At 74.3% G+C, this 17,480-nt stretch carries 17 protein-coding genes; 9 read left to right on the top strand and 8 right to left on the bottom strand.

Going from position 1 to position 17,480, the window contains the following annotated elements; genetic code table 11:
- Positions 1-57: 57 nt before the first annotated feature.
- The gene (locus tag ACTWM8_RS04100; RefSeq protein ID WP_446212614.1) at positions 58-729 is read left to right on the top strand and encodes a permease prefix domain 1-containing protein; all 672 of its coding nucleotides are present in this window, start codon (positions 58-60) and stop codon (positions 727-729) included.
- Positions 730-757: 28 nt separating this feature from the next.
- On the opposite strand, the gene ACTWM8_RS04095 is transcribed toward ACTWM8_RS04100, so the two are convergent.
- Positions 758-1,099 (bottom strand): PadR family transcriptional regulator, encoded by a 342-nt coding sequence (locus tag ACTWM8_RS04095; RefSeq protein WP_154939662.1) that lies wholly within the window; start codon positions 1,097-1,099, stop codon positions 758-760.
- Between the two features lie 118 nt (positions 1,100-1,217).
- Between ACTWM8_RS04095 and ACTWM8_RS04090 the strand changes: the two genes are divergently transcribed.
- The 3 genes from ACTWM8_RS04090 (at position 1,218) to ACTWM8_RS04080 (ending at position 6,187) form a co-directional block, all read left to right on the top strand.
- Complete coding sequence (locus ACTWM8_RS04090) at positions 1,218-2,168, top strand: DNA primase (protein ID WP_446212613.1); 951 nt, start codon at positions 1,218-1,220, stop codon at positions 2,166-2,168.
- 41 nt (positions 2,169-2,209) lie between these two features.
- Positions 2,210-4,828 (top strand): transposase, encoded by a 2,619-nt coding sequence (locus ACTWM8_RS04085; protein WP_446212612.1) that lies wholly within the window; start codon positions 2,210-2,212, stop codon positions 4,826-4,828.
- A gap of 132 nt (positions 4,829-4,960) precedes the next feature.
- The gene (locus ACTWM8_RS04080) at positions 4,961-6,187 is read left to right on the top strand and encodes an ABC transporter substrate-binding protein (RefSeq protein WP_446212611.1); all 1,227 of its coding nucleotides are present in this window, start codon (positions 4,961-4,963) and stop codon (positions 6,185-6,187) included.
- Between the two features lie 233 nt (positions 6,188-6,420).
- Here ACTWM8_RS04080 and ACTWM8_RS04075 read toward each other — a convergent pair whose 3' ends face one another.
- The 4 genes from ACTWM8_RS04075 to ACTWM8_RS04060 form a co-directional block, all read right to left on the bottom strand.
- The gene (locus ACTWM8_RS04075) at positions 6,421-7,014 is read right to left on the bottom strand and encodes a GTP-binding protein (RefSeq protein WP_088964027.1); all 594 of its coding nucleotides are present in this window, start codon (positions 7,012-7,014) and stop codon (positions 6,421-6,423) included.
- Position 7,015: 1 nt separating this feature from the next.
- The gene (locus tag ACTWM8_RS04070; protein ID WP_088964879.1) at positions 7,016-7,393 is read right to left on the bottom strand and encodes a DUF742 domain-containing protein; all 378 of its coding nucleotides are present in this window, start codon (positions 7,391-7,393) and stop codon (positions 7,016-7,018) included.
- A gap of 102 nt (positions 7,394-7,495) precedes the next feature.
- Positions 7,496-7,900 (bottom strand): roadblock/LC7 domain-containing protein, encoded by a 405-nt coding sequence (locus ACTWM8_RS04065; protein WP_132186590.1) that lies wholly within the window; start codon positions 7,898-7,900, stop codon positions 7,496-7,498.
- The gene (locus ACTWM8_RS04060) at positions 7,897-11,541 is read right to left on the bottom strand and encodes a nitrate- and nitrite sensing domain-containing protein (RefSeq protein ID WP_446212610.1); all 3,645 of its coding nucleotides are present in this window, start codon (positions 11,539-11,541) and stop codon (positions 7,897-7,899) included. Before ACTWM8_RS04060 ends, ACTWM8_RS04065 begins: the two co-directional genes overlap by 4 nt.
- A gap of 276 nt (positions 11,542-11,817) precedes the next feature.
- Here ACTWM8_RS04060 and ACTWM8_RS04055 point away from each other — a divergent pair, with 276 nt between their 5' ends.
- Positions 11,818-12,336, top strand: coding sequence for an ATP-binding protein (locus ACTWM8_RS04055; protein ID WP_446212609.1), 519 nt, complete (start codon positions 11,818-11,820; stop codon positions 12,334-12,336).
- Here ACTWM8_RS04055 and ACTWM8_RS04050 read toward each other — a convergent pair whose 3' ends face one another.
- Positions 12,337-13,413 carry an adenosine deaminase gene (locus tag ACTWM8_RS04050; protein ID WP_446212608.1) on the bottom strand — a complete coding sequence of 359 codons (1,077 nt, stop codon included), beginning with the start codon at positions 13,411-13,413 and terminating at the stop codon, positions 12,337-12,339.
- 111 nt (positions 13,414-13,524) lie between these two features.
- Between ACTWM8_RS04050 and ACTWM8_RS04045 the strand changes: the two genes are divergently transcribed.
- Entirely contained in the window at positions 13,525-14,157 is a 633-nt protein-coding gene (locus ACTWM8_RS04045) for an RNA polymerase sigma factor (protein WP_446212607.1), read from the top strand.
- A complete protein-coding gene (locus ACTWM8_RS04040; protein WP_446212606.1) occupies positions 14,090-14,743 on the top strand; it encodes a hypothetical protein in 654 nt (217 codons plus the stop codon). The genes ACTWM8_RS04045 and ACTWM8_RS04040 overlap by 68 nt, the downstream gene beginning before the upstream one ends.
- Before the next feature lie 55 nt (positions 14,744-14,798).
- Here ACTWM8_RS04040 and ACTWM8_RS04035 read toward each other — a convergent pair whose 3' ends face one another.
- Positions 14,799-15,212, bottom strand: coding sequence for a PPOX class F420-dependent oxidoreductase (locus ACTWM8_RS04035; RefSeq protein WP_446212605.1), 414 nt, complete (start codon positions 15,210-15,212; stop codon positions 14,799-14,801).
- A gap of 58 nt (positions 15,213-15,270) precedes the next feature.
- Here ACTWM8_RS04035 and ACTWM8_RS04030 point away from each other — a divergent pair, with 58 nt between their 5' ends.
- Together ACTWM8_RS04030 and ACTWM8_RS04025 are read left to right on the top strand one after the other, a co-directional pair.
- Complete coding sequence (locus ACTWM8_RS04030) at positions 15,271-15,774, top strand: MarR family winged helix-turn-helix transcriptional regulator (RefSeq protein WP_446212604.1); 504 nt, start codon at positions 15,271-15,273, stop codon at positions 15,772-15,774.
- Positions 15,775-15,822: 48 nt separating this feature from the next.
- Positions 15,823-16,695 (top strand): putative RNA methyltransferase, encoded by an 873-nt coding sequence (locus ACTWM8_RS04025; protein ID WP_446214462.1) that lies wholly within the window; start codon positions 15,823-15,825, stop codon positions 16,693-16,695.
- A 7-nt stretch (positions 16,696-16,702) separates the two neighbouring features.
- Here ACTWM8_RS04025 and ACTWM8_RS04020 read toward each other — a convergent pair whose 3' ends face one another.
- Positions 16,703-17,383, bottom strand: a complete 681-nt coding sequence (locus ACTWM8_RS04020) for a DUF4272 domain-containing protein (RefSeq protein ID WP_446212603.1) — start codon at positions 17,381-17,383, stop codon at positions 16,703-16,705.
- Positions 17,384-17,480: the final 97 nt, after the last annotated feature.

The following is a 17,480-nucleotide window of genomic DNA, read 5'->3' as shown; positions in this document are numbered from 1 at the left end:
CCCGGTTCCGGGAATCTCCCCGACGCGGCCGCCCCGTCCGCGTGACAGGGTGGCTCCATGCGGGGCTGCGAAGACGTACGGGTGGCGGACCGGCTGCGCGAGCTGGACGACCGGCTGCACGGGCCGGCCCGGCTCAAGGCGGAGCTGATGGTCGAGCTGCGGGACGCGCTGGACGACGCCGCCGAGGCGTACCGGGAGGGTGGGCTGTCGGCGGCGGAGGCCGAGCGGCGCGCGGTGGCCGAGTTCGGCGCGCCGGCACAGCTCGTGCCGGCCTACCAGGCGGAGCTGGCGGCGGCCGCGCTGCGCGGGTTGTCGCTGCGGGCCTTCGCGGTGGCCCTGGCCCTGCTCGTCGCCGGCGACCTCACCTGGCGGGGTTCCAGCTGGAGCGACGGCCCCCGGCCGCCCGCCGGCTACCAGCTCCTCTCCGCCTCGGTGAACTGGATCTGGCTGGCGGTGGCCGGCTTCGCCCTGGCCGGGCTGGTGCTCGGCGTGGGCGCGGCGCGACGCGGTCGGGCCGGCGTGCCCGCGGCCGGGCGGCTGCTGGGGTTGGGCCTGACCGGTGCGCTGGTGCTCGGCGCGGTCGTCGGGGTCGCCCTGTTCGCCTGGTCGGTGGAGCTCTGGGACGCCGCCCTGACCTGGCCCCCGATGATCATCGGTGCGGTGGTGGTCGGCGCCGGCTACTTCTCCCTCGTCCGGGCCGCCCGCTGCTGGCTGCGCGCCGCCCACTGACGAGGGCCCCCGAGGGCGAGGGTCGCGGTCAGGCGGGGGCGGTGGGGGGCGTGTCGGGGCCGAGGAAACGGCCGACCGTCGCGCTGAACTCGCGCCAGCCGGCCCGCTCGCCGGCCAGCGCCCGGCGGCCGGAGTCGGTCAGCTCGTACGTGCGCCGCTCCCGGCCGCTGACGGTGCTCCACGAGCTGGCCACGTGCCCGGCCCGCTCCAGCCGGCGCAGGGCCGGGTAGATGGTGCCGGTGGGCAGATCGAGGTTGCCGTCGCTGCGGGCCCGCAGCGCCTCGATGATGGCGTAGCCGTGCAGTGCGCCCTGCTCCAGCACCGCGAGCAGCAGCGCGTCGAGGTGTCCGTGCAGCGCCTGAGCCCTCATACGTAGTAACGCTACTTGTCAGCCGTGCGGATCGCCAGCGGGGTGCGGGGTCCGGTCCCCCCGAGCTGACCACTAGGGTATGTGCCCAGAGTCACTAGCCGACCGGAAGTGTCGGCAAGTGGGCAACCCGACGCACCCGGAGGTCAGTGTGGCCCGCCAGTCGCCCCAACGGCCCGACGCCGACGAGCCCGAGCTCGACGCCACCGACGGGCCGGTCGAGCCCGAGGTGGAGCGCGGCTCGGCCGACCGTTCCCTCTGGGACGAGCTGCGGATCGACCCGGTGGAGATCGCTCTCCCCGCCGGCACCGGTTTCACGCTGCGCGCGTACCGGCCGGCCCGGGAGCTGACCCCGACCGACGTCGCCGAGCGCGACGAGGACGACCCGTTCCTCGCCCGCCGCCAGGTCGTGGAGGCCGAGGACGCCGAGGACGAGGAGGTGGTGATCCTCGACGAGGAGTTCGCCGCGCTCTCCGCCGAGGAGGACGAGGAGGGCGGTCGGCCCGCGGGTCGCAAGCGCAAGGCCGACGCCGAGGATGAGGAGTCCGAGGCGGAGGAGGAGGACGAGCAGGACGCGGCGGCCGACGAGGAGGTGCCGGTCTTCCTCACCCACAAGGGGCGGCTGCTGCTCTTCAAGACCCCCGAGGCACTGGTCAGTTTCATCCGTTCCGGCGCGCCCAACGACATGTCCCAACTGGACAGCTGGAATGAACTGTCCGAACGGGTGGAACCGGCCGACATCGCGCCGCTCGACGAGGACACGTACGAGCTGGACCTGGTAGTGGAGAACCTGCGCGGCGGGCACGACACGTGGGACCCGACGCTGCTGATCGAGGCCGGTGAGGTGGCCCGTGACCTGTCGTACGCGCTGCGGCTACCCGCGGTGCTCGACATGCTCTCCGCCGGCTCCAGCCTGGACGACCTGGACGAGGCGCTGAGGGCAACTGTCAACGGCGGAATCGGTGGTTTCCTCGGCCGGCGGCGGCTCAAGAAAATCGGGGCACAAACCGCAAGCTTGGGTTGGCGCACCATTGTCGGCAAGATCTCTGCTGTCGTGGACTGGCGCGACTGACCCCGAGCGGGGAGCATCAGTCTCTGGCAGAGAAAAGCCCTGTGTCCCGGGAGGAGGACGACGCCGTGGCGCTCGTGCGCGTGTACTGCGGTCTGGCCTCGGCGGATCCGGCCGACCGACCGGCATCGGCCGGATCGTCGCTGACGTCCGCTGTGGTCGACGACGCAGGCCGGCTGCTGCATGTCTGCGAGATCGGTGACGACCCGACGGGCTACGCCCAGCTGGTCGCGCTGCTCGTGGAGCGGTCGGGCGGACCGAGTGGCGCGGCGATCGCGGCCGACAGTGACGACCACACGGTCACCTCGCTGCTGAGCGCCGCCGGGCGTCCACTCGCGATCGCCGACGACGACTCGGTCGACGACTTCGCCGAGCGCTTCGCCGACGACGACTCGCTGGAGGAGATGCAGTCGCCGCCGGCCGAGCGGCGGGCGGTGGGCCTGGCCCGCGCCCTCCAGGCCGGGGCGCTCTCCGCGGTCACCCTGCCGGCACCCCGGGACCTGGCCGGCTTCAAGCAGGTCCTGGCGGCGCACGCCGCCCTGTCCACCGGTCGCCACTCGGCCGCCGTGGCGCTACGCGAGGTGCTGCGCGAGCTCTACCCGGCCGCCCTCCGGGCGTACCCGGACCCGGCCGAGCCGGTGTCGCTCGCCGTGCTCGACGCCCTCCCCGAGCCCGGCATGCTCGGCGGCACGACCGCCCAGGGCCGCGACGTCTCGGTGGCCGCCGAGGCGGTGGCCGCGCACCTGGCCGCCGACGGCGTGGCCGACGACGACGAGATCGACGCCGCGGTCACCGCCCTGCGGGTGGCCATCTCCGAGACCCCGCGCCGGGCCACCGTCAACCGGGCGCTCACCTCCGCCGTCGCGGAGACCGTCCGTCAGGCGGTCGCCGCGGTACGGGCCTGCGACGCCGGCTGCGAGGCCCTGGTGGGCGCGCTCAGCGCCCGGGTCAGCACGCCTGTTCCGGCACCCGGCCGTCGCGCCGCCGCCCGGCGGGGCGAGCCGGTCGGCGAGCTGTCCGCCCTCGGCGGCGGCACGACGGGGCTGCGTCCCGTCCGGCCGGCCGAGCCCGAACGTCCCACCCCCACCGGCCGGCGCAGCCGGCCCGAGCCGGTCTCCGGCGGGTCACTGCCGTCCATGCCCCGGCCGCTCGGTCCGCCGCCGGTCGCACCGGCCCCGGTCGCGCCGCCACCGGTCGCGCCCGCGCCGCTCACCCCCGCCGCCGCGGCGGCCACCCCGACCTCGGCGCCGCCGTCGCGTACCGACCCGGGCATGCCCGCGGTCCGCCGGGCCAGCGACCCGGGCATGCCGCTGGTACGCCGGGGTACCGACCCGGGCATGCCCGCCGTGCGCCGGGGCACCGACCCGGGTATGCCGCTGGTACGCCGGGGCACCGACCCCAGCATGCCCGCGGTACGTCGCGGCACCGACCCGGGCATGCCGCTGGTACGCCGGGGCACCGACCCGAGCATGCCCGCCGTGCGCCGGGGCACCGATCCCGCCATGCCGGTGGTGCGCCGGGACCCCCCGACCAACCGTCCGGTCTCCGCGCCGCCCCCGCCGCCGCCCGGCATCACGCCGATCGCCCCGACGCAGCGCGGCAACGTGCCCCCCGCCGAGGCGGGCGAGCCGTTCCGGCCGACCCTGACCACGGCGGCGATCAACAGCGCCCGCGCCGAGCGGCAGCGCACGGTCATCCCGCCCCGCCCGAAGACCAACGGCGCGCTGTCGGCGCCCACGGGCGGCTTCAGCGCCACCGACCTGAGCATCCCGGTGCCGACCCCGCGCCCCGAGGCGGAGTCCGCTCCGCCCGGGTCCCGGGCGAACTGGCCGCTGATCAACAACCCCGAGGACCCGGCCGACAGCTCCGCCAACAACCCGGTGGTGCCGTCGTACGGCGAGCGCGCGGGCCGGCAGGTGGACGCGCCGACCGACCCCGGTTCGGAGCGTCGGGTCACCCCGCCGTGGCTCGCCGACGACCTGCCGCCGGAGCCGCCGATGCTGCGGCTGGTCGAGCCGCCGCCGCTGGCGGACCGGGCACTGCGCGACGGTCTGCCCTCGGGCGGCGACCCGCGCCTGGAGACGCCCCCGCTGCGACTGGTCGACCGCGAGGAGGCGAGCCGTTCCGGGCGTGCCTCCCGGGCGGACCGACCGGCCCCGGAGCGCCGGCCCGAGCCGGCGGAGCGCCGCCCCGCGCCGATGGAGCACCGGCCCCCGCCGATCTCCGACGAGGGCGACGGCGACCTGCTGATCTTCGCGCAGGCCAGGTCCGCCTGGTTCGTCGGCCACAGCGAGGAGGAGTCCGAGCTGGACTGGGCGACCACCGCCGACACAGGTTGGCAGGCCGCCGAGCAGGCGGCTCGCCCGGCGGTCGGCGCGGAGACCTCCGCCGGCCTGCCCAAGCGGGTTCCGCAGGCCAACCTGGTGCCGGGTTCGCCGCTGCGCGAGGAGCGTCCGCTGCGGATCGTCCGCGACGCGGCGAGCCTCGCCGAGAACACCACCGGCTACTTCCGCGGCTGGCGTCGCGGCCAGGAGATCGGCGGGTTCGCGGTCGGCGGGCGACCGGGTCGTGAGTCGGCCGGCGGCTGGGACTTCAGCCGCGACCCGGCCGAGCGCGACGACGACCGCGAGTACGAGTTCCGGTCGGCCGGTTACCGTTCCTGAGCCCGGGAAAAGCGCCTCCCACCTGCGTGTTCCTGCCCACACCCGGATAATTTGACGCCGGGTCGGGGCGGCCGGAAGCATACCGGCGGAACCGTCGGCGGCAGGTGACGCCGGGGTGGGAAGGCGACTCCAATGGCGACACCGGCAATCGGCTCCTCCGTGCTCACCCGACGGGGAGTGCTCACCGCGACGGCCAGCAGCCTGTTGCTGAGCGCCTGCGGGCAGGCGCAGCCGCAGGACGAGGCGGAGCCGGACGGCAGTGCCTCGCCGGGCGGCCCGGAGCTGCTGATCGGGGCCAGCCTGGAGCTCACCGGCCGGGGCGCCGCCCTCGGCGTCCTCCAGGAGCGTGCCCTGCGGATCACGCTGGAGGACCTGAACGTCGACCGGGTGCAGGTGGGCAACCTGCGCCGGAGCGTACGGGTGCTGGTGCGGGACAACCGCAGCGATCCGCGGCTGGCCGCGCAGCAGGCCACCGACCTGATCCGCAAGGACCGGGTGCACGCCCTGCTCGGCACCACGCTGACCGAGACCGCCATGGCGGTCGTCGGGGTGGCCCAGCGGCTGCAGACCCCCTTCGTCTCGCTCGCGCCCGGGGACGGCATCGTCCTGCCGCTGACGCAGCGGACCTTCATCTACAAGCTCACGCCGGACGCGGTGGACGTCGCCCGCCAGCTGGCCCGGCTGATCAGCTCACGGGGGCTGGAGCGGGTCGCCCTGCTGGCCGCCGACGGCCTGCACGGCGACTCCGGCGTCCGGGCCGTGGCGGCCGCGCTCCGGACCGCCGGGGTCGAGCTGGACCGCACCGTACGCCTTCCCCGCACCGGCGCCGACTTCGCCCGCGCCGCCCGGGAGGCGGTGGCCGGTGACCCCGACGGCGTGGTGGTGTGGGCGGCAGCTCCGGACAGCGGCAGCGCCGCTCGCGCCCTGCGCCGGGCCCGCTGGCGCGGTCCGCTCTTCCTCGACGCGGCCGCGGTCGCCGAGGAGACCGTGGAGGGCAGCAACGCGGCGGCCGTGGAGGGGGCGTACGCGGTGCACCCGACCTGCCTGACGGACTCCACCCTGATGGGTACCACCACCGCCGCGCTGGCCCGACGCGAGCTCGTGTTCCGCTACATCCACGAGTACGGCGGGTTCAGCGGCTTCGCCCCGTACGCCTCCGACGCGCTCCAGCTCATCGCCAACGCGGCCCGGCTGGCCAGCAGCGTCGACCGTGGACGGCTGCGGGCGTACCTGCAGACGCAGGTGACCGAGGGCATGGCCGGGTGGTACGCCTTCGCGCCGATCCGTCACGGCGGGATGGAGCGCGACTCGCTGGGCGTCTACCAGCTCACCCAGGGCAGCTGGGCCCGGGTCTCCTGACCCTCGGCCCAGCCCTCTCCCGACCCTCTTCCCACCCGCAGCCCCGGGCACCGGCACCGCCGGCGCGCGGGGCTGCGGCGCGTGCGGGGCCACGGTGCTCGGGGCTGTCGGTGCGTCCACTCGGGACCGGGTCAGCAGGCGGCTGCCCGCCGACACCTCCAGTCCCGACCGGACGAGGACGCGCAGACGCGCCCGGCGTCGGCCGAAGCCGCCACCGGGCGCGTCGAGGCCGGTCAGGCCGGGGCGACCGCGCGCGAGCGACGCATGGTCAGCACGTACTCGACCAGCGAGATCAGCACGTGCTTGGTCGACTCCCGGTTCCGGGCGTCGCAGGCCACCACCGGCACGTCCGTCGAGATCGCCAGCGCGTCCCGGACGTCCTGCGGGTCGTGGTACTGCATCCCGTCGAAGCAGTTGATGGCCACCAGGTACGGCAGCCGCCGGTGCTCGAAGAAGTCGATCGCCGCGAAGCAGTCGGCCAGCCGGCGGGTGTCGACCAGGACGACGGCGCCGATCGCGCCGCGTACCAGCTCGTCCCACATGAACCAGAACCGCGTCTGGCCCGGCGTACCGAACAGGTACAGGATCAGGTCCCGGTCGATCGAGATCCGGCCGAAGTCCATCGCCACCGTGGTCGTCGTCTTGCCCGGCACCTGCCGGGTGTCGTCGACGCCCACGCCCGCGGAGGTCATGATGGCCTCGGTGGTCAGCGGCGTGATCTCCGAGACCGAGCCGACCAAGGTCGTCTTGCCGACGCCGAATCCACCGGCGATAACGATCTTCGCCGACGTCACGCGCCCGCTCGGGGCCGGCGGCCGGTGCGACATGTCAGAGCCTGCGAAGTCCACTCAGCACCCTCTCCAGCAGTTCAGTGCCCACCGCGTCGTCGGAGTCGTCCAGGATGGTCGGCTCGTGGACCGCGACCAGGCCATCCGTCGCCATGTCGGCGATGAGCACCCGGGCCACACCCAGCGGAAGCTGCATTCGCGCCGCGATCTCGGCCAACGATTGCACGCGTCCGTCACACAGCGCGGCGATGTACTGGTGTTCGCGGCCCTGGCCGCCGTTGCCACTGGCAGCGGCGCGACCGCGCACCGTCGTCTCGACGAGCGCCTCCATGGCGATGTCGAGCCGGGGACGGGTACGACCACGGGTCACGGCGTATGGACGGACCAACGCTCCGGTTGGCTCGTCACGATCGGCCATGTCGCCGCTCACCTCCTTCGTACCCGGCACCGGCTCTCGCCCGGTGGAACCCGTCGTTGTTGTCGTGTCGTTGCTGCCGTGCCGACCCGGTGGTCAGCTCGGTCAGCCCATCATCCCGACGGCCGTGCGGGGCTGCGGGGTCAGCGCGTCGCCCACCCGGTCGACCAGCAGGGCCATCTCGTAGCCGACCTGGCCCACGTCAGAGCTGCGGGCGGCCAGCACCGCGAAGGAGGAACCGTCGGAGATGGACATCAGGAACAGGAAGCCGTTGTCCATCTCGACGACGGTCTGCAACACCGCGCCACCCTCGAAGCAGCGGGCCGCGCCCTGGGTGAGGCTGACCAGACCGGAGGCGATGGCGGCCAACTGGTCGGCCCGGTCGCGCGGCAGGTCCCGTGACGACGCGAGGAGCAGGCCGTCGGCGGAGACGGCGACCGCGTGCGCGACACCGGGCACCCGGTCGGCGAAGTTGGCGAGGAGCCAACCGAGATCCTGCGTAGTTGTCATCCTTCTTGCTCCTTCTGCCCGCTACCGGCCGCCGGGCCGGAGCCAGACTGCGAGGATTGCTGCCCTCCCGGAGTTGCCTCCGAGCTGGTGGGGTTGCTGTCCGAGGGGTTGCTGCGCCCGCGCTGCACGCCGCGGTGGTAGGCCGACAGCAGACCGCGCACCGCCTCGGGTGTACGCCGCTGCACCGAGGTGGTCGGCTTCTCCACCGCGCCCGGGACGAGCTGGGCCATCGGCGTCCGCTTCGGCAGACCGGTCTCGGTGGTGGCCGCCACCGGCACCTCGGAGGCCGCCACGGCGGCACGCCAGCCGTCGTCGGCCGCGGTCCGCCAGCCGGCCGACTGCGGGGCGGTGGGCCGCCGGGTGGGCAGAGCCTCGGCCTGACCCGGGCGGCCGCCGCCGTTGGTCGCCGAGCCGTTGTCGCGCGGCGTCCCTCCGGCCGTCGGAGTGTTTGCCATCGGTGCGTTACCTGTCGTCCGTGGTGCGGTGTTCGGGACGGGGCGACCGGCGGCGTCGACGGCGGGCATCTGCTGGGTCGCGGTTCCGTTGGCCGCCGGCCTGGCAGCCGCGGCGGCAGCGGCGGCCTCCTCCGGACCCGGCTTGCGGGAGGTACGGAACCAGGCCGACTCGAGCTCCCGGAAGATCGGCAGCTCCATCGTCTCGTCCGCGTACCGCTGCCGGTTCGCCGTCTCCTGCGGAGTCGGCGGCCGGTTCACCGGGGCCGGCTGCCCCGCGCGGACCTGCGGCGCGGCGGGGTGTGCGGTCGGCTGCCGCACGGCCGGCGGGGTGGCCGGCGCGGTCTGCTGGGTCGGCTCGGGGCGCGCCACCCGGGGCAGCTCCGTGGTCATGTCCAGCGCGGCGGCGAGCCGCTCGGGCACCGGCGGGGCGGCCTGCTCCTGGTTCGGCACCGGCGGCCAGGCCGGCGGAGCGGCCGGGCTCGGCGGGCTCTGCCGGGGCGGCGCGGACGCCGGCTGGGCGGAGACCGGGGCGGCCGACACGGGATGACCCGAGTACGGCTGGGCGGAGACCGGGTGCCCCGAGTACGGCGAGGCCGGCGGAGCGGAGTACGGCGAGGCCGAGACCGGCGGACCGGAGTACGGCGAGGCCGACACCGGCGGGCCCGAGTACGGCGAGGCGGAGACCGGGTTGCCGGAGACCGGGTAACCCGAGACCGGGGCGCCGGAGACCGGCGGGAGCGGCGGCGCGGACACCGGCGGGACCGGCGGCGCGCTGTAGGGGCGAGCCTCCGGGCTGCTCGGCAGCTGCCGCGGGATCACCGGCTGCTGGCCGGTGACCGGGTCGATGTCGCCGGACCGTCGCTGCGGCAGCGGGTCGATCTGCTGGCCGTTGGAGGAGCGGGGCGTGAAGCCGTCGTTGCCGTTGGGCGCGCTGGCGCCGGTCAGGTCCGACCAGGCCGGCATGGAGCGCCCCCCGCCGGCGTTGGCCGGCGAGCCGTTGTGCGGGGCCGGGTCGAACGCCCGACCGCCGAGGGTGACCTGGTTGCCGGACTCGCCGGTACGCGGGGTCGGCGCCGGGCCGTTGCCCAGCGCGGGCAGCGCGCCGAAGGCCGGAGCCGCGCCGAAGGTCGGGGCCGCACCGAACTGCTGCGGGCCGGGCGTGCCCGCGGGCAGCGCCGGGGCGGGCTGGCCGCGACCGGTGAGTGCCCGCGGGACCAGCACGGAGGTGGGCATGGTGACCTCGGCCACCGTGCCCCGGTCGGAGCCGGGACGCAGCTCGACCTTGACGCCGTGCCGCGAGGCCAGCCGGGCGACCACGACCAGGCCCATCATCCGGGAGACGGCGACGTCGACCTGGGGCGGCGTGGCGAGCCGCTCGTTGAGGTCGCCAAGCTGCTCCCGGCTGATGCCGATGCCGTGGTCCTCGACGTAGAGGGTGGCCCGGTCGCCGATGCGGCGCGCCTCGACCATGACCTGCGAGTCCGGCGGCGAGAACGCGGTCGCGTTGTCGAACAGCTCGGCGACGAGGTGCACCATGTCGTTGACCGCGTGCGCGGCGACCTCGATGTCCCGGTCGATGATCCCGAACTCGATCCGGGTGTAGTGCTCGACCTCGGACTGCGCGGCGCGCAGCACGTCGATCAGGGCGGCCGGCTCGCGCTGCACCCGGGTGGAGTCGGCGCCGGCGAGGACCAGCAGGTTCTCGTCGTTGCGGCGCATCCGGGTGGCCAGGTGGTCGAGCTGGAAGAGCTCGGCCAGGCGGTCCGGGTCCTCCTCGCCGCGCTCCAGCCGGTCGAGGTGACCGATCAGCCGGTCGACCAGGATCTGCGAACGGCGGGCGAGGTTGACGAACATCGTCGCGACGGAGGAGCGCAGTGCGGCCTGCTCGGCGGCGGTGCGGACCGCCTCCAGGTGGACCGCGTTGAACGCCTCGGTCACCTGGCCGAACTCGTCCTTGCTGCGCACCGGCAGCGGCTCGGCGATCTGGTTGGCCAGCTGCGCCGGGGAGAGCTGGCCGCTGAGCTGCGGGTCGCGCAGCCGGGCCACCGCCTGCGGCAGGCCGTACTGGGCGATGGACAGGGCGCCCTGGCGCAGTTCGCGCAGGGAGCGGGCCATCGACCGGGCGACCAGGTACGCGAAGAGGATCGCCAGCAGCAGCATGCTCAGCAGCAGGCCGGTCTCCAGGAAGACCTGGCGCTGCACGTCGGAGCGGAGTTCGTCGGCCTGCCGGACCACGTTGCCGTCGAGCTTGACCTCGACGGTACGGATCAGCGCGGCGTTGGCGACCATTGCCGCGTCCCACTGGTCCGTGCCGAAGTCGACCCCGGCGATGCTCTCGGTGTCGCGGGACTTGATGAAGCCGCTGTAGGCCTCCGCCTGGCGCAGGTCGGAGCCGGCGACGGTCTGCTGGTACAGCTCACGCTCGGACTGGTTGGCGACCGACTGGAAGGTCTGCCGCGCCAGCTGCTCGCCCTTCTGGCTGGCGATGAAGTCGTCGCGCAGCGGGGCGATGTACGCCTTCTGGAGGAGAACCCGGTGCCCCGCGACGCGGCGCAGCGACAGGAACTCCTTGGTCCGCGCGACGGCGGCGGCGGCCCGCATCCGGTCGCTCAGGTCGTTGTCGCCGGCGAGCTGGGTGGCCGAGTCCCGGACGCTGATCAGCTCTTCGATCAGGCCCTGGTACGAGCCGACCGCGTCGCTGAGGCTGAGCTTGCCGTTGTAGACCTGGCTCCGGGTGCCGGGCAGGTCGCTCAGCTCCTGGTCGATCCGGTCCAGCAGCGTCTCGAGGCTGGCCGGGAGATCATCGATCTCCAGCCGTTGCTGCGAGTACGGCGCCTTGGCCTGTTCGACCCGCTGGTTGACCCGGTTGTACGCCTCCTGGTACTGCTCCCGGGCCTGGCCCTTCGGCGCGCCCAGCAGCAGGACGGCGGCGGTGCGCTCGTCCTGAAGGCTGTTGACCAGGTCACCCGAGTACCCGACCAGGTTGGCCAGGTCGCCCGCCCGGTTGGCATTGTTGAGCGTCTGCAGGTGGTCCACCAGACCACTGGTGCCCACGACGACCGTGGCGATGGTCGGCACGATCATGATGAGACCGAGCTTGGACCAGATCGGCATGTCGCGGAGCCGGCCAGCTGGCCGGCGTAGCCGCGACAGGAAGGAGCCCGCCGTCTTCGGCCGTTTGCTCACGTCACCGCCCTCGCGATTGCAGCGTCCCGCGTTGCCACGGGCAACGCCCAGCGACCGACCCGGCGGGTCGGACCCCCGAGATTCCATCACGCCGCCCCTGAAAGAGAAAGCCCAGGTTGGCGGTCGCCGAAGGTGTGATGAGATGTTGATGCAATTTGATAGCAATCCGTCTGGCCGGAGTTACCGAACGTAATGGAATACCGTCACCGCGTTGTCCTGCTCGCTGGCCCCTCCGGCTCCGGAAAGTCGTATATAGCCCAACGAACCGGACTTCCGGTGCTCTGCCTGGACGACTTCTACAAGGACGGCGATGACCCTACGTTGCCGCGCCAGAACGGACAGGTGGACTGGGACTCGCCCGACTCGTGGGACGCCGGGACGGCCGTGGAAACAATTGCCCGACTGGCCGAGGAGGGCAAGGCCGAAGTGCCGGTTTATGCGATCGGTGCCGACCGACGGGTGGCCACCCGGCCATTCGAGGTGGCCGGATCGCCACTTTTCGTCGCCGAAGGGATCTTCGCCGCCGAGATCGTCGAGGAGTGCCGCCGCCGAGGGCTGCTGGCCGGGGCGTACGCGCTGCGGCGCCCGCGCGGCGCGACCTTCGTCCGCCGGCTGACCCGCGACCTGGCCGAGCAGCGCAAGGCGCCGAAGGTCCTGCTGCGGCGCGGGGTGGCGCTGCTGCGCGCCGAACCGGCGGTTATGCGCCGGCAGACCGGGCTGGGCGCCGAGGCCGCCCGCGCGCGCGACGTGCTGCGGCGGGTGGCCGGCCTGGTCGCCAGCCACCCGCACCACTGATCAGGGCAGCAGCTTCGCGTACGCCGGCTTGATCACCTCGTCGATGATCCGCAGCCGCTCGTCGAATGGGATGAAGGCGCTCTTCATGGCGTTGATGGTGAACCACTGGAGCTCCTTCCAGCCGTAGCCGAAGGCGTTCACCAGCAGCGCCATCTCCCGGGACATCGAGGTGCCGCTCATCAGCCGGTTGTCGGTGTTGACCGTGACCCGGAACCGCAGGTCGCGCAGCAGCCCGATCGGGTGGTCGGCGATCGACGCGGCGGCGCCGGTCTGCACGTTCGACGACGGGCAGAGCTCCAGCGGGATGCGCTTGTCCCGCACGTACGCGGCCAGCCGGCCGAGCACCGGCGGCGGCCCGAGGGTGATGTCGTCGACGATCCGCACCCCGTGCCCGAGCCGGTCCGCGCCGCACCACTGGATGGCCTGCCAGATCGAGGGCAGCCCGAACGCCTCGCCGGCGTGGATGGTGAAGTGGAAGTTCTCCCGCTGCAGGTACTCGAAGGCGTCCAGGTGGCGGGTGGGCGGGAAGCCCGCCTCGGCGCCGGCGATGTCGAAGCCGACCACCCCGGTGTCCCGGTGCCGCACCGCCAGCTCGGCGATCTCCTGCGAGCGCGCGGCGTGCCGCATCGCGGTCAGCAGGGTGCCGACCCGGATGGGCGTGCCGGCCGCGGCGGCCTGCTCGCTGCCCTCGACGAAGCCGGCCACCACCGCCTCGACCACCTCGTCCAGGGTGAGGTGCTGCTCCAGGTGCTGCTCCGGGGCGAACCGCACCTCGGCGTAGACCACCCCGTCGGCGGCCAGGTCGAGCGCGCACTCCCGGGCCACCCGGCGCAGCGCCGGCGCGGTCTGCATGACGGCGACGGTGTGCGCGAAGGTCTCCAGGTAGCGCTCCAGCGAACCCGAGTTCGCCGCCTCCACGAACCAACGGCCGAGCGCCTCCGGGTCGGTGGTGGGCAGCTCGTGACCGACCTCGGCGGCGAGTTCGACGACCGTCGCCGGCCGCAGGCCGCCGTCGAGATGATCGTGCAGCAGCGCCTTGGGGACCTTGACGATGTCCTCGTATCGGATTGCGACCATGCTCAGACCCTAGCCAGCCCCCGACCGGCCCCGGGACGGGACCGCCGGGCGGCGCGTCGCCGTGAACCGCACCACCCCGTACGGACATGACAGGGGCAGGGAGGGCGCGACATGACTGACGACCGAGAGCTCTGGGCCCGGAGCCTCGACGGTGACACCACGGCCTTCGGCACGCTCTTCGAGCGGCACGCGGACGCGGTGTTCGGCTACTGCCTGCGGCGTACGGGGGCGTGGTCGGCCGCGGAGGACCTGGTCTCGGTGGTGTTCCTGGAGGCCTGGCGGCGAAGACGGGCGATGGTGCCGTACGGCGCGAGCGTCCTGCCCTGGCTCTACGGCATCGCGCTGGGCGTCAGCCGCAACCACCACCGGTCGCTGCGGCGGCACCGGGCCGCGCTGGACCGGGTGCCGCCGCCCGAGCCCGCCGCCGACCACGCCGACGCGGTCGTCGAGCGGGTGGACGCCGAGCGACGGGTCGCCGCCGTGCACCGCCACCTCGCCGGGCTCGCCCGCCGGGACCGGGAGGTGGTGGAGGCCTGCGTCTGGCTCGGACAGACCCAGGCCGAGGCCGCCGTCACGCTCGGCATTCCGCTGGGCACCGTCAAGTCCCGCCTGGCCCGGGCGCACCGTCAGCTGCGCACCGGCGTGCTCGCCGACCTCGCGATGGAGGACCGATCCGATGGACCACAGTCCGCTCCGCCCGGACCTGCCGCACCTGCCCACCGAACGGGTCCGCGTACGCCGTGACGCGCTGCTGCGGGAGATCGCCCCGGCGCGCCGGCGATCGGTGACCGCGGCACGTCGACGTCTGGCGCTGGCCGCGGTGGGGCTGGCCACCCTGGCCGCCGCAGGCGGGGCCGTGGCCCTCACCGGCCACGTCGAGCAGCCCGACCCCGGCGTCTCCGGCACCGCTCCCACGGGCGGGCCGACGGCCGGTCCGGACGGCACGGTGCTCGTACGGCAGGACGACATGGCCGACCCGACCGCGGCCAACGCCGAACTGCGCCGGGTGGGTGCCCGGGCCGTGCTGGTGACGACGCGCTCGGAGGCCGACTGCCCACGGCAGGACCGGGGCGATCCGGTACCCCTCGACATCTCCGTCGGCTTCGGTTCGAAGGGGCCCGTCACCCTGCCCGCGCCCGGGGGTGTGCTCATCCACCCGGACCGGATCCCGGAGGGGCTGATGCTCGCCGTCCACCTGCGCCCGCAGGAGATCAACGGCAGCTACCTGGCGGGCTGGCAGTTCTACCGGCTGCCTGGGCCGGGCTGCGTGGTCGCCGGGCCGTACCGGTCGTTCGACGAGCCGACGGCGGGCGCGAGGACGCCCCGCTGAGCCGACCCGTCGACCGGGTCCACTGTCGCGGCACGGGGCGCGACCGCGGACCCGGTCAGGGCCGCCAGCCGTAGACGCGCTCGACGGCCAGTCGGATCACCAGGCGACCGTCGGCGACCATCGCCGCCCGGTACTCCGCCCAGTCGGGGTGCTCGCCCCGGATCCGGCGGTAGACCTCGACCAGCTCCTCGACGGTGGCGTCGTCCTCGGTCGCGGCGGGCGGAGTGAGGGTGGCGATCCCTTCGGCGACGGCGTACGCGCCGCCGTCGGCCGTGGTGACGTGGAAGCTGGCCCGGGGGTCGCGCCGCAGGTTGCGCGCCTTGGCCCGGTCGCCGACGGTCGAGCAGCGGATCAGACCCGGCTCGGCGAGGTAGTCGAGGTTGGACAGCTGGGGCCGGCCGTCGCGGCGCAGCGTCACCAGCACGCCGCGACCCCGCTCACCGAAGAGCTCCCACAATCTTGTTGACATGTCACCAACCTAGGAGCGATGTGGATGACGTGTCAACCATCCGGCTAGGCTGGCCGCCATGGACGCACCCCGCTGGCTGGACGACCGGGAGGACCGCGCCTGGCGGGGCTACCGCCGGATGCGCCGGCTGCTCGACCTCCAGCTGGCCCGCGACCTGATGCGCGACGCCGGGCTCTCCGAGCCCGACTACGACGTGCTCTCCGACCTCTCCGAGGCGCCGGACGGACGGCTGCGGCTGGGCGAGCTGGCCGACCGGATGCTCTGGTCGCGCAGCCGCCTCTCCCACCACCTGAGCCGGATGCAGCAGCGCGGGCTGGTCATTCGCGAGGAGTGCGCCACCGACGGCCGTGGCTCGGTGGTGGTGCTCACCGCCGAAGGCCGACGGGCGATCGAGGCCGCCGCCCCCGGCCACGTCGCCGCCGTCCGCCGGCACCTGATCGACCTGCTGGAGCCGGACGAGCTGGCCGCGCTCGACCGGTTCACCCACCGGGTCGTCGACCGGCTGGCCGGAAGCGGCGACGTCCAACGCGCGTCCGGCCGGGGCCGCGAGCCGCTCACGTAGGCTCACCGGGTGACCGCGCCGCACCCGCCCGAGCAGCCCAGGGCCGGGATGCACCCGGCCGTGCTGGCCCGGCTGCGCTGCCCGGTCTGCGCCGAACCGCTGGCCACGGCCCCCGACACCCGCGCGCTGCGCTGCCCGCGCCGGCACAGCTTCGACGTCGCCCGGCAGGGGTACGTCAACCTGCTCACCGGCCGCGCCCCGCACGTCGGGGACACCGCCGACATGGTCGCCGCCCGGGCGGACTTCCTGGCCGCCGGGCACTACGACGTCATCTCCGCCGCGCTGGCCGAGGCGGCCACCCTGGTCGTCGGCCCGACGAGCGACGGCCGGCGGGCGGACGGCGAGCCGTACCCGCTGGTGGTGGACGCCGGGGCGGGGACCGGCCGGCACCTCGCCGCGGTACTGGCGGCGCTGCCCGACGCGGTGGGGCTGGCCCTGGACGTCTCCAAGCCGGCGCTGCGCCGCGCGGCCCGGGCCCACCCGAGGGCCGCGGCGGCGCTGGCCGACACCTGGCAGCGGCTGCCGCTCGCCGACGCCTCGACCGCCGTGCTGCTGAACGTCTTCGCCCCGCGCAACGGCGCCGAGTTCCACCGGGTCCTCGACCCGGCCGGGGCGCTGCTGGTGGTCACCCCGACCGACGCGCACCTCGCCGAGCTGGTCGACGCGCTCGATCTGCTGCGGGTGGACCCGGCCAAGGCGGACCGGGTCGCCGACAGCCTGGCCGGTCACTTCACCGAGGAGCGCGGCGCCGCGCACACCGCCCGGCTACGGCTGAGCCGGGCCGAGGTGGCGACCCTGGTCGGGATGGGCCCCAGCGCCTGGCACACCGACCCGGAACGGCTCGCCGCCCGGATCGCCGCGCTGCCGGAGCCGGTCGCGGTCACCGCCGCCGTCCGGCTCACCGTCTGGCGGCCGCGCTGACCTTGGCTCAGGTGGAGAGGTCGACCTCTTCCCAGCCCGGCGGCTCGTCGTGGTACGGCCCGCGCAGCATCACCGCCCACTCCAGCGCCCAGCGCCGCTGGCCGATCGCGTTGGCGTCGACCAGCCCCGGCAGCGGCTGACCACGCTTCTCCGCCTCCAGGTACGCCCAGTCCAGGCAGTAGTGCAGATCGAGCAGGGCGGCGGCGTCGGCCGGGTGCTGCGGCGCGGCCAGGATCCTGACCCGCCACTGGCCGAACGTCTCCCCGCCGACGAGGTGCGGCATCCGCTCCACCAGCCGCTCGTCGACCGGGATGGTCGGGTCGAGCTGCTTGCTCAGGCCGAGCACCCAGGCCAGCGAGAAGAGCGCGTCGTGATGCAGCACGAACGAGCGGTGGTCGCCCTTGCCGCCCATCACGAACTGCCACTCGGGCGGGGTGAGCATCTCGACCAGGTGCGAGTCGAGCAGCCAGCTCATCGCCGCCTGCGGCGGCATCCCGAAGCAGCGGGCCAGGATCAGGTGCAGGACCGCGATCCGCGCCTCGATCTCCCCGGTGGGACGCAACTCGATCTCGTCGCCCGGCTCCCACACCAGCGGAAACTGGGGAGGCGGCAACGGCAGGCGCAACCGGGACAGCTCGTCCAGGCTCGCCTCACGGACTTCCCGGGGATCGGGGGCGGGTACCAACACGGTCGAAGTCCCTGTCTGCTCGCGCCGGCGTCACCGCCGACCTCTCCCCCTGGGCTGGGAGAATAGCGCCCGTGGCGGGTCGGCACCATGCCGAGGT

The organism is Micromonospora sp. IBSANI012 (genome assembly GCF_052814045.1).
Note: the sequence above shows the minus strand (reverse complement) of the source record. Positions and strands in the feature narration are given on the sequence as shown.

Coding starts and splice junctions, on each gene's coding strand:
- ACTWM8_RS04035 (WP_446212605.1), bottom strand. CDS start 15,212: ATGTCAACAAGATTGTGGGAGCTCTTCGGTGAGCGGGGTCGCGGCGTG.
- ACTWM8_RS04040 (WP_446212606.1), top strand. CDS start 14,090: ATGGACCACAGTCCGCTCCGCCCGGACCTGCCGCACCTGCCCACCGAA.
- ACTWM8_RS04095 (WP_154939662.1), bottom strand. CDS start 1,099: ATGAGGGCTCAGGCGCTGCACGGACACCTCGACGCGCTGCTGCTCGCG.
- ACTWM8_RS04100 (WP_446212614.1), top strand. CDS start 58: ATGCGGGGCTGCGAAGACGTACGGGTGGCGGACCGGCTGCGCGAGCTG.
- ACTWM8_RS04025 (WP_446214462.1), top strand. CDS start 15,823: ATGCACCCGGCCGTGCTGGCCCGGCTGCGCTGCCCGGTCTGCGCCGAA.
- ACTWM8_RS04030 (WP_446212604.1), top strand. CDS start 15,271: ATGGACGCACCCCGCTGGCTGGACGACCGGGAGGACCGCGCCTGGCGG.
- ACTWM8_RS04045 (WP_446212607.1), top strand. CDS start 13,525: ATGACTGACGACCGAGAGCTCTGGGCCCGGAGCCTCGACGGTGACACC.
- ACTWM8_RS04070 (WP_088964879.1), bottom strand. CDS start 7,393: ATGGCCGATCGTGACGAGCCAACCGGAGCGTTGGTCCGTCCATACGCC.
- ACTWM8_RS04080 (WP_446212611.1), top strand. CDS start 4,961: ATGGCGACACCGGCAATCGGCTCCTCCGTGCTCACCCGACGGGGAGTG.
- ACTWM8_RS04065 (WP_132186590.1), bottom strand. CDS start 7,900: ATGACAACTACGCAGGATCTCGGTTGGCTCCTCGCCAACTTCGCCGAC.
- ACTWM8_RS04050 (WP_446212608.1), bottom strand. CDS start 13,413: ATGGTCGCAATCCGATACGAGGACATCGTCAAGGTCCCCAAGGCGCTG.
- ACTWM8_RS04075 (WP_088964027.1), bottom strand. CDS start 7,014: ATGTCGCACCGGCCGCCGGCCCCGAGCGGGCGCGTGACGTCGGCGAAG.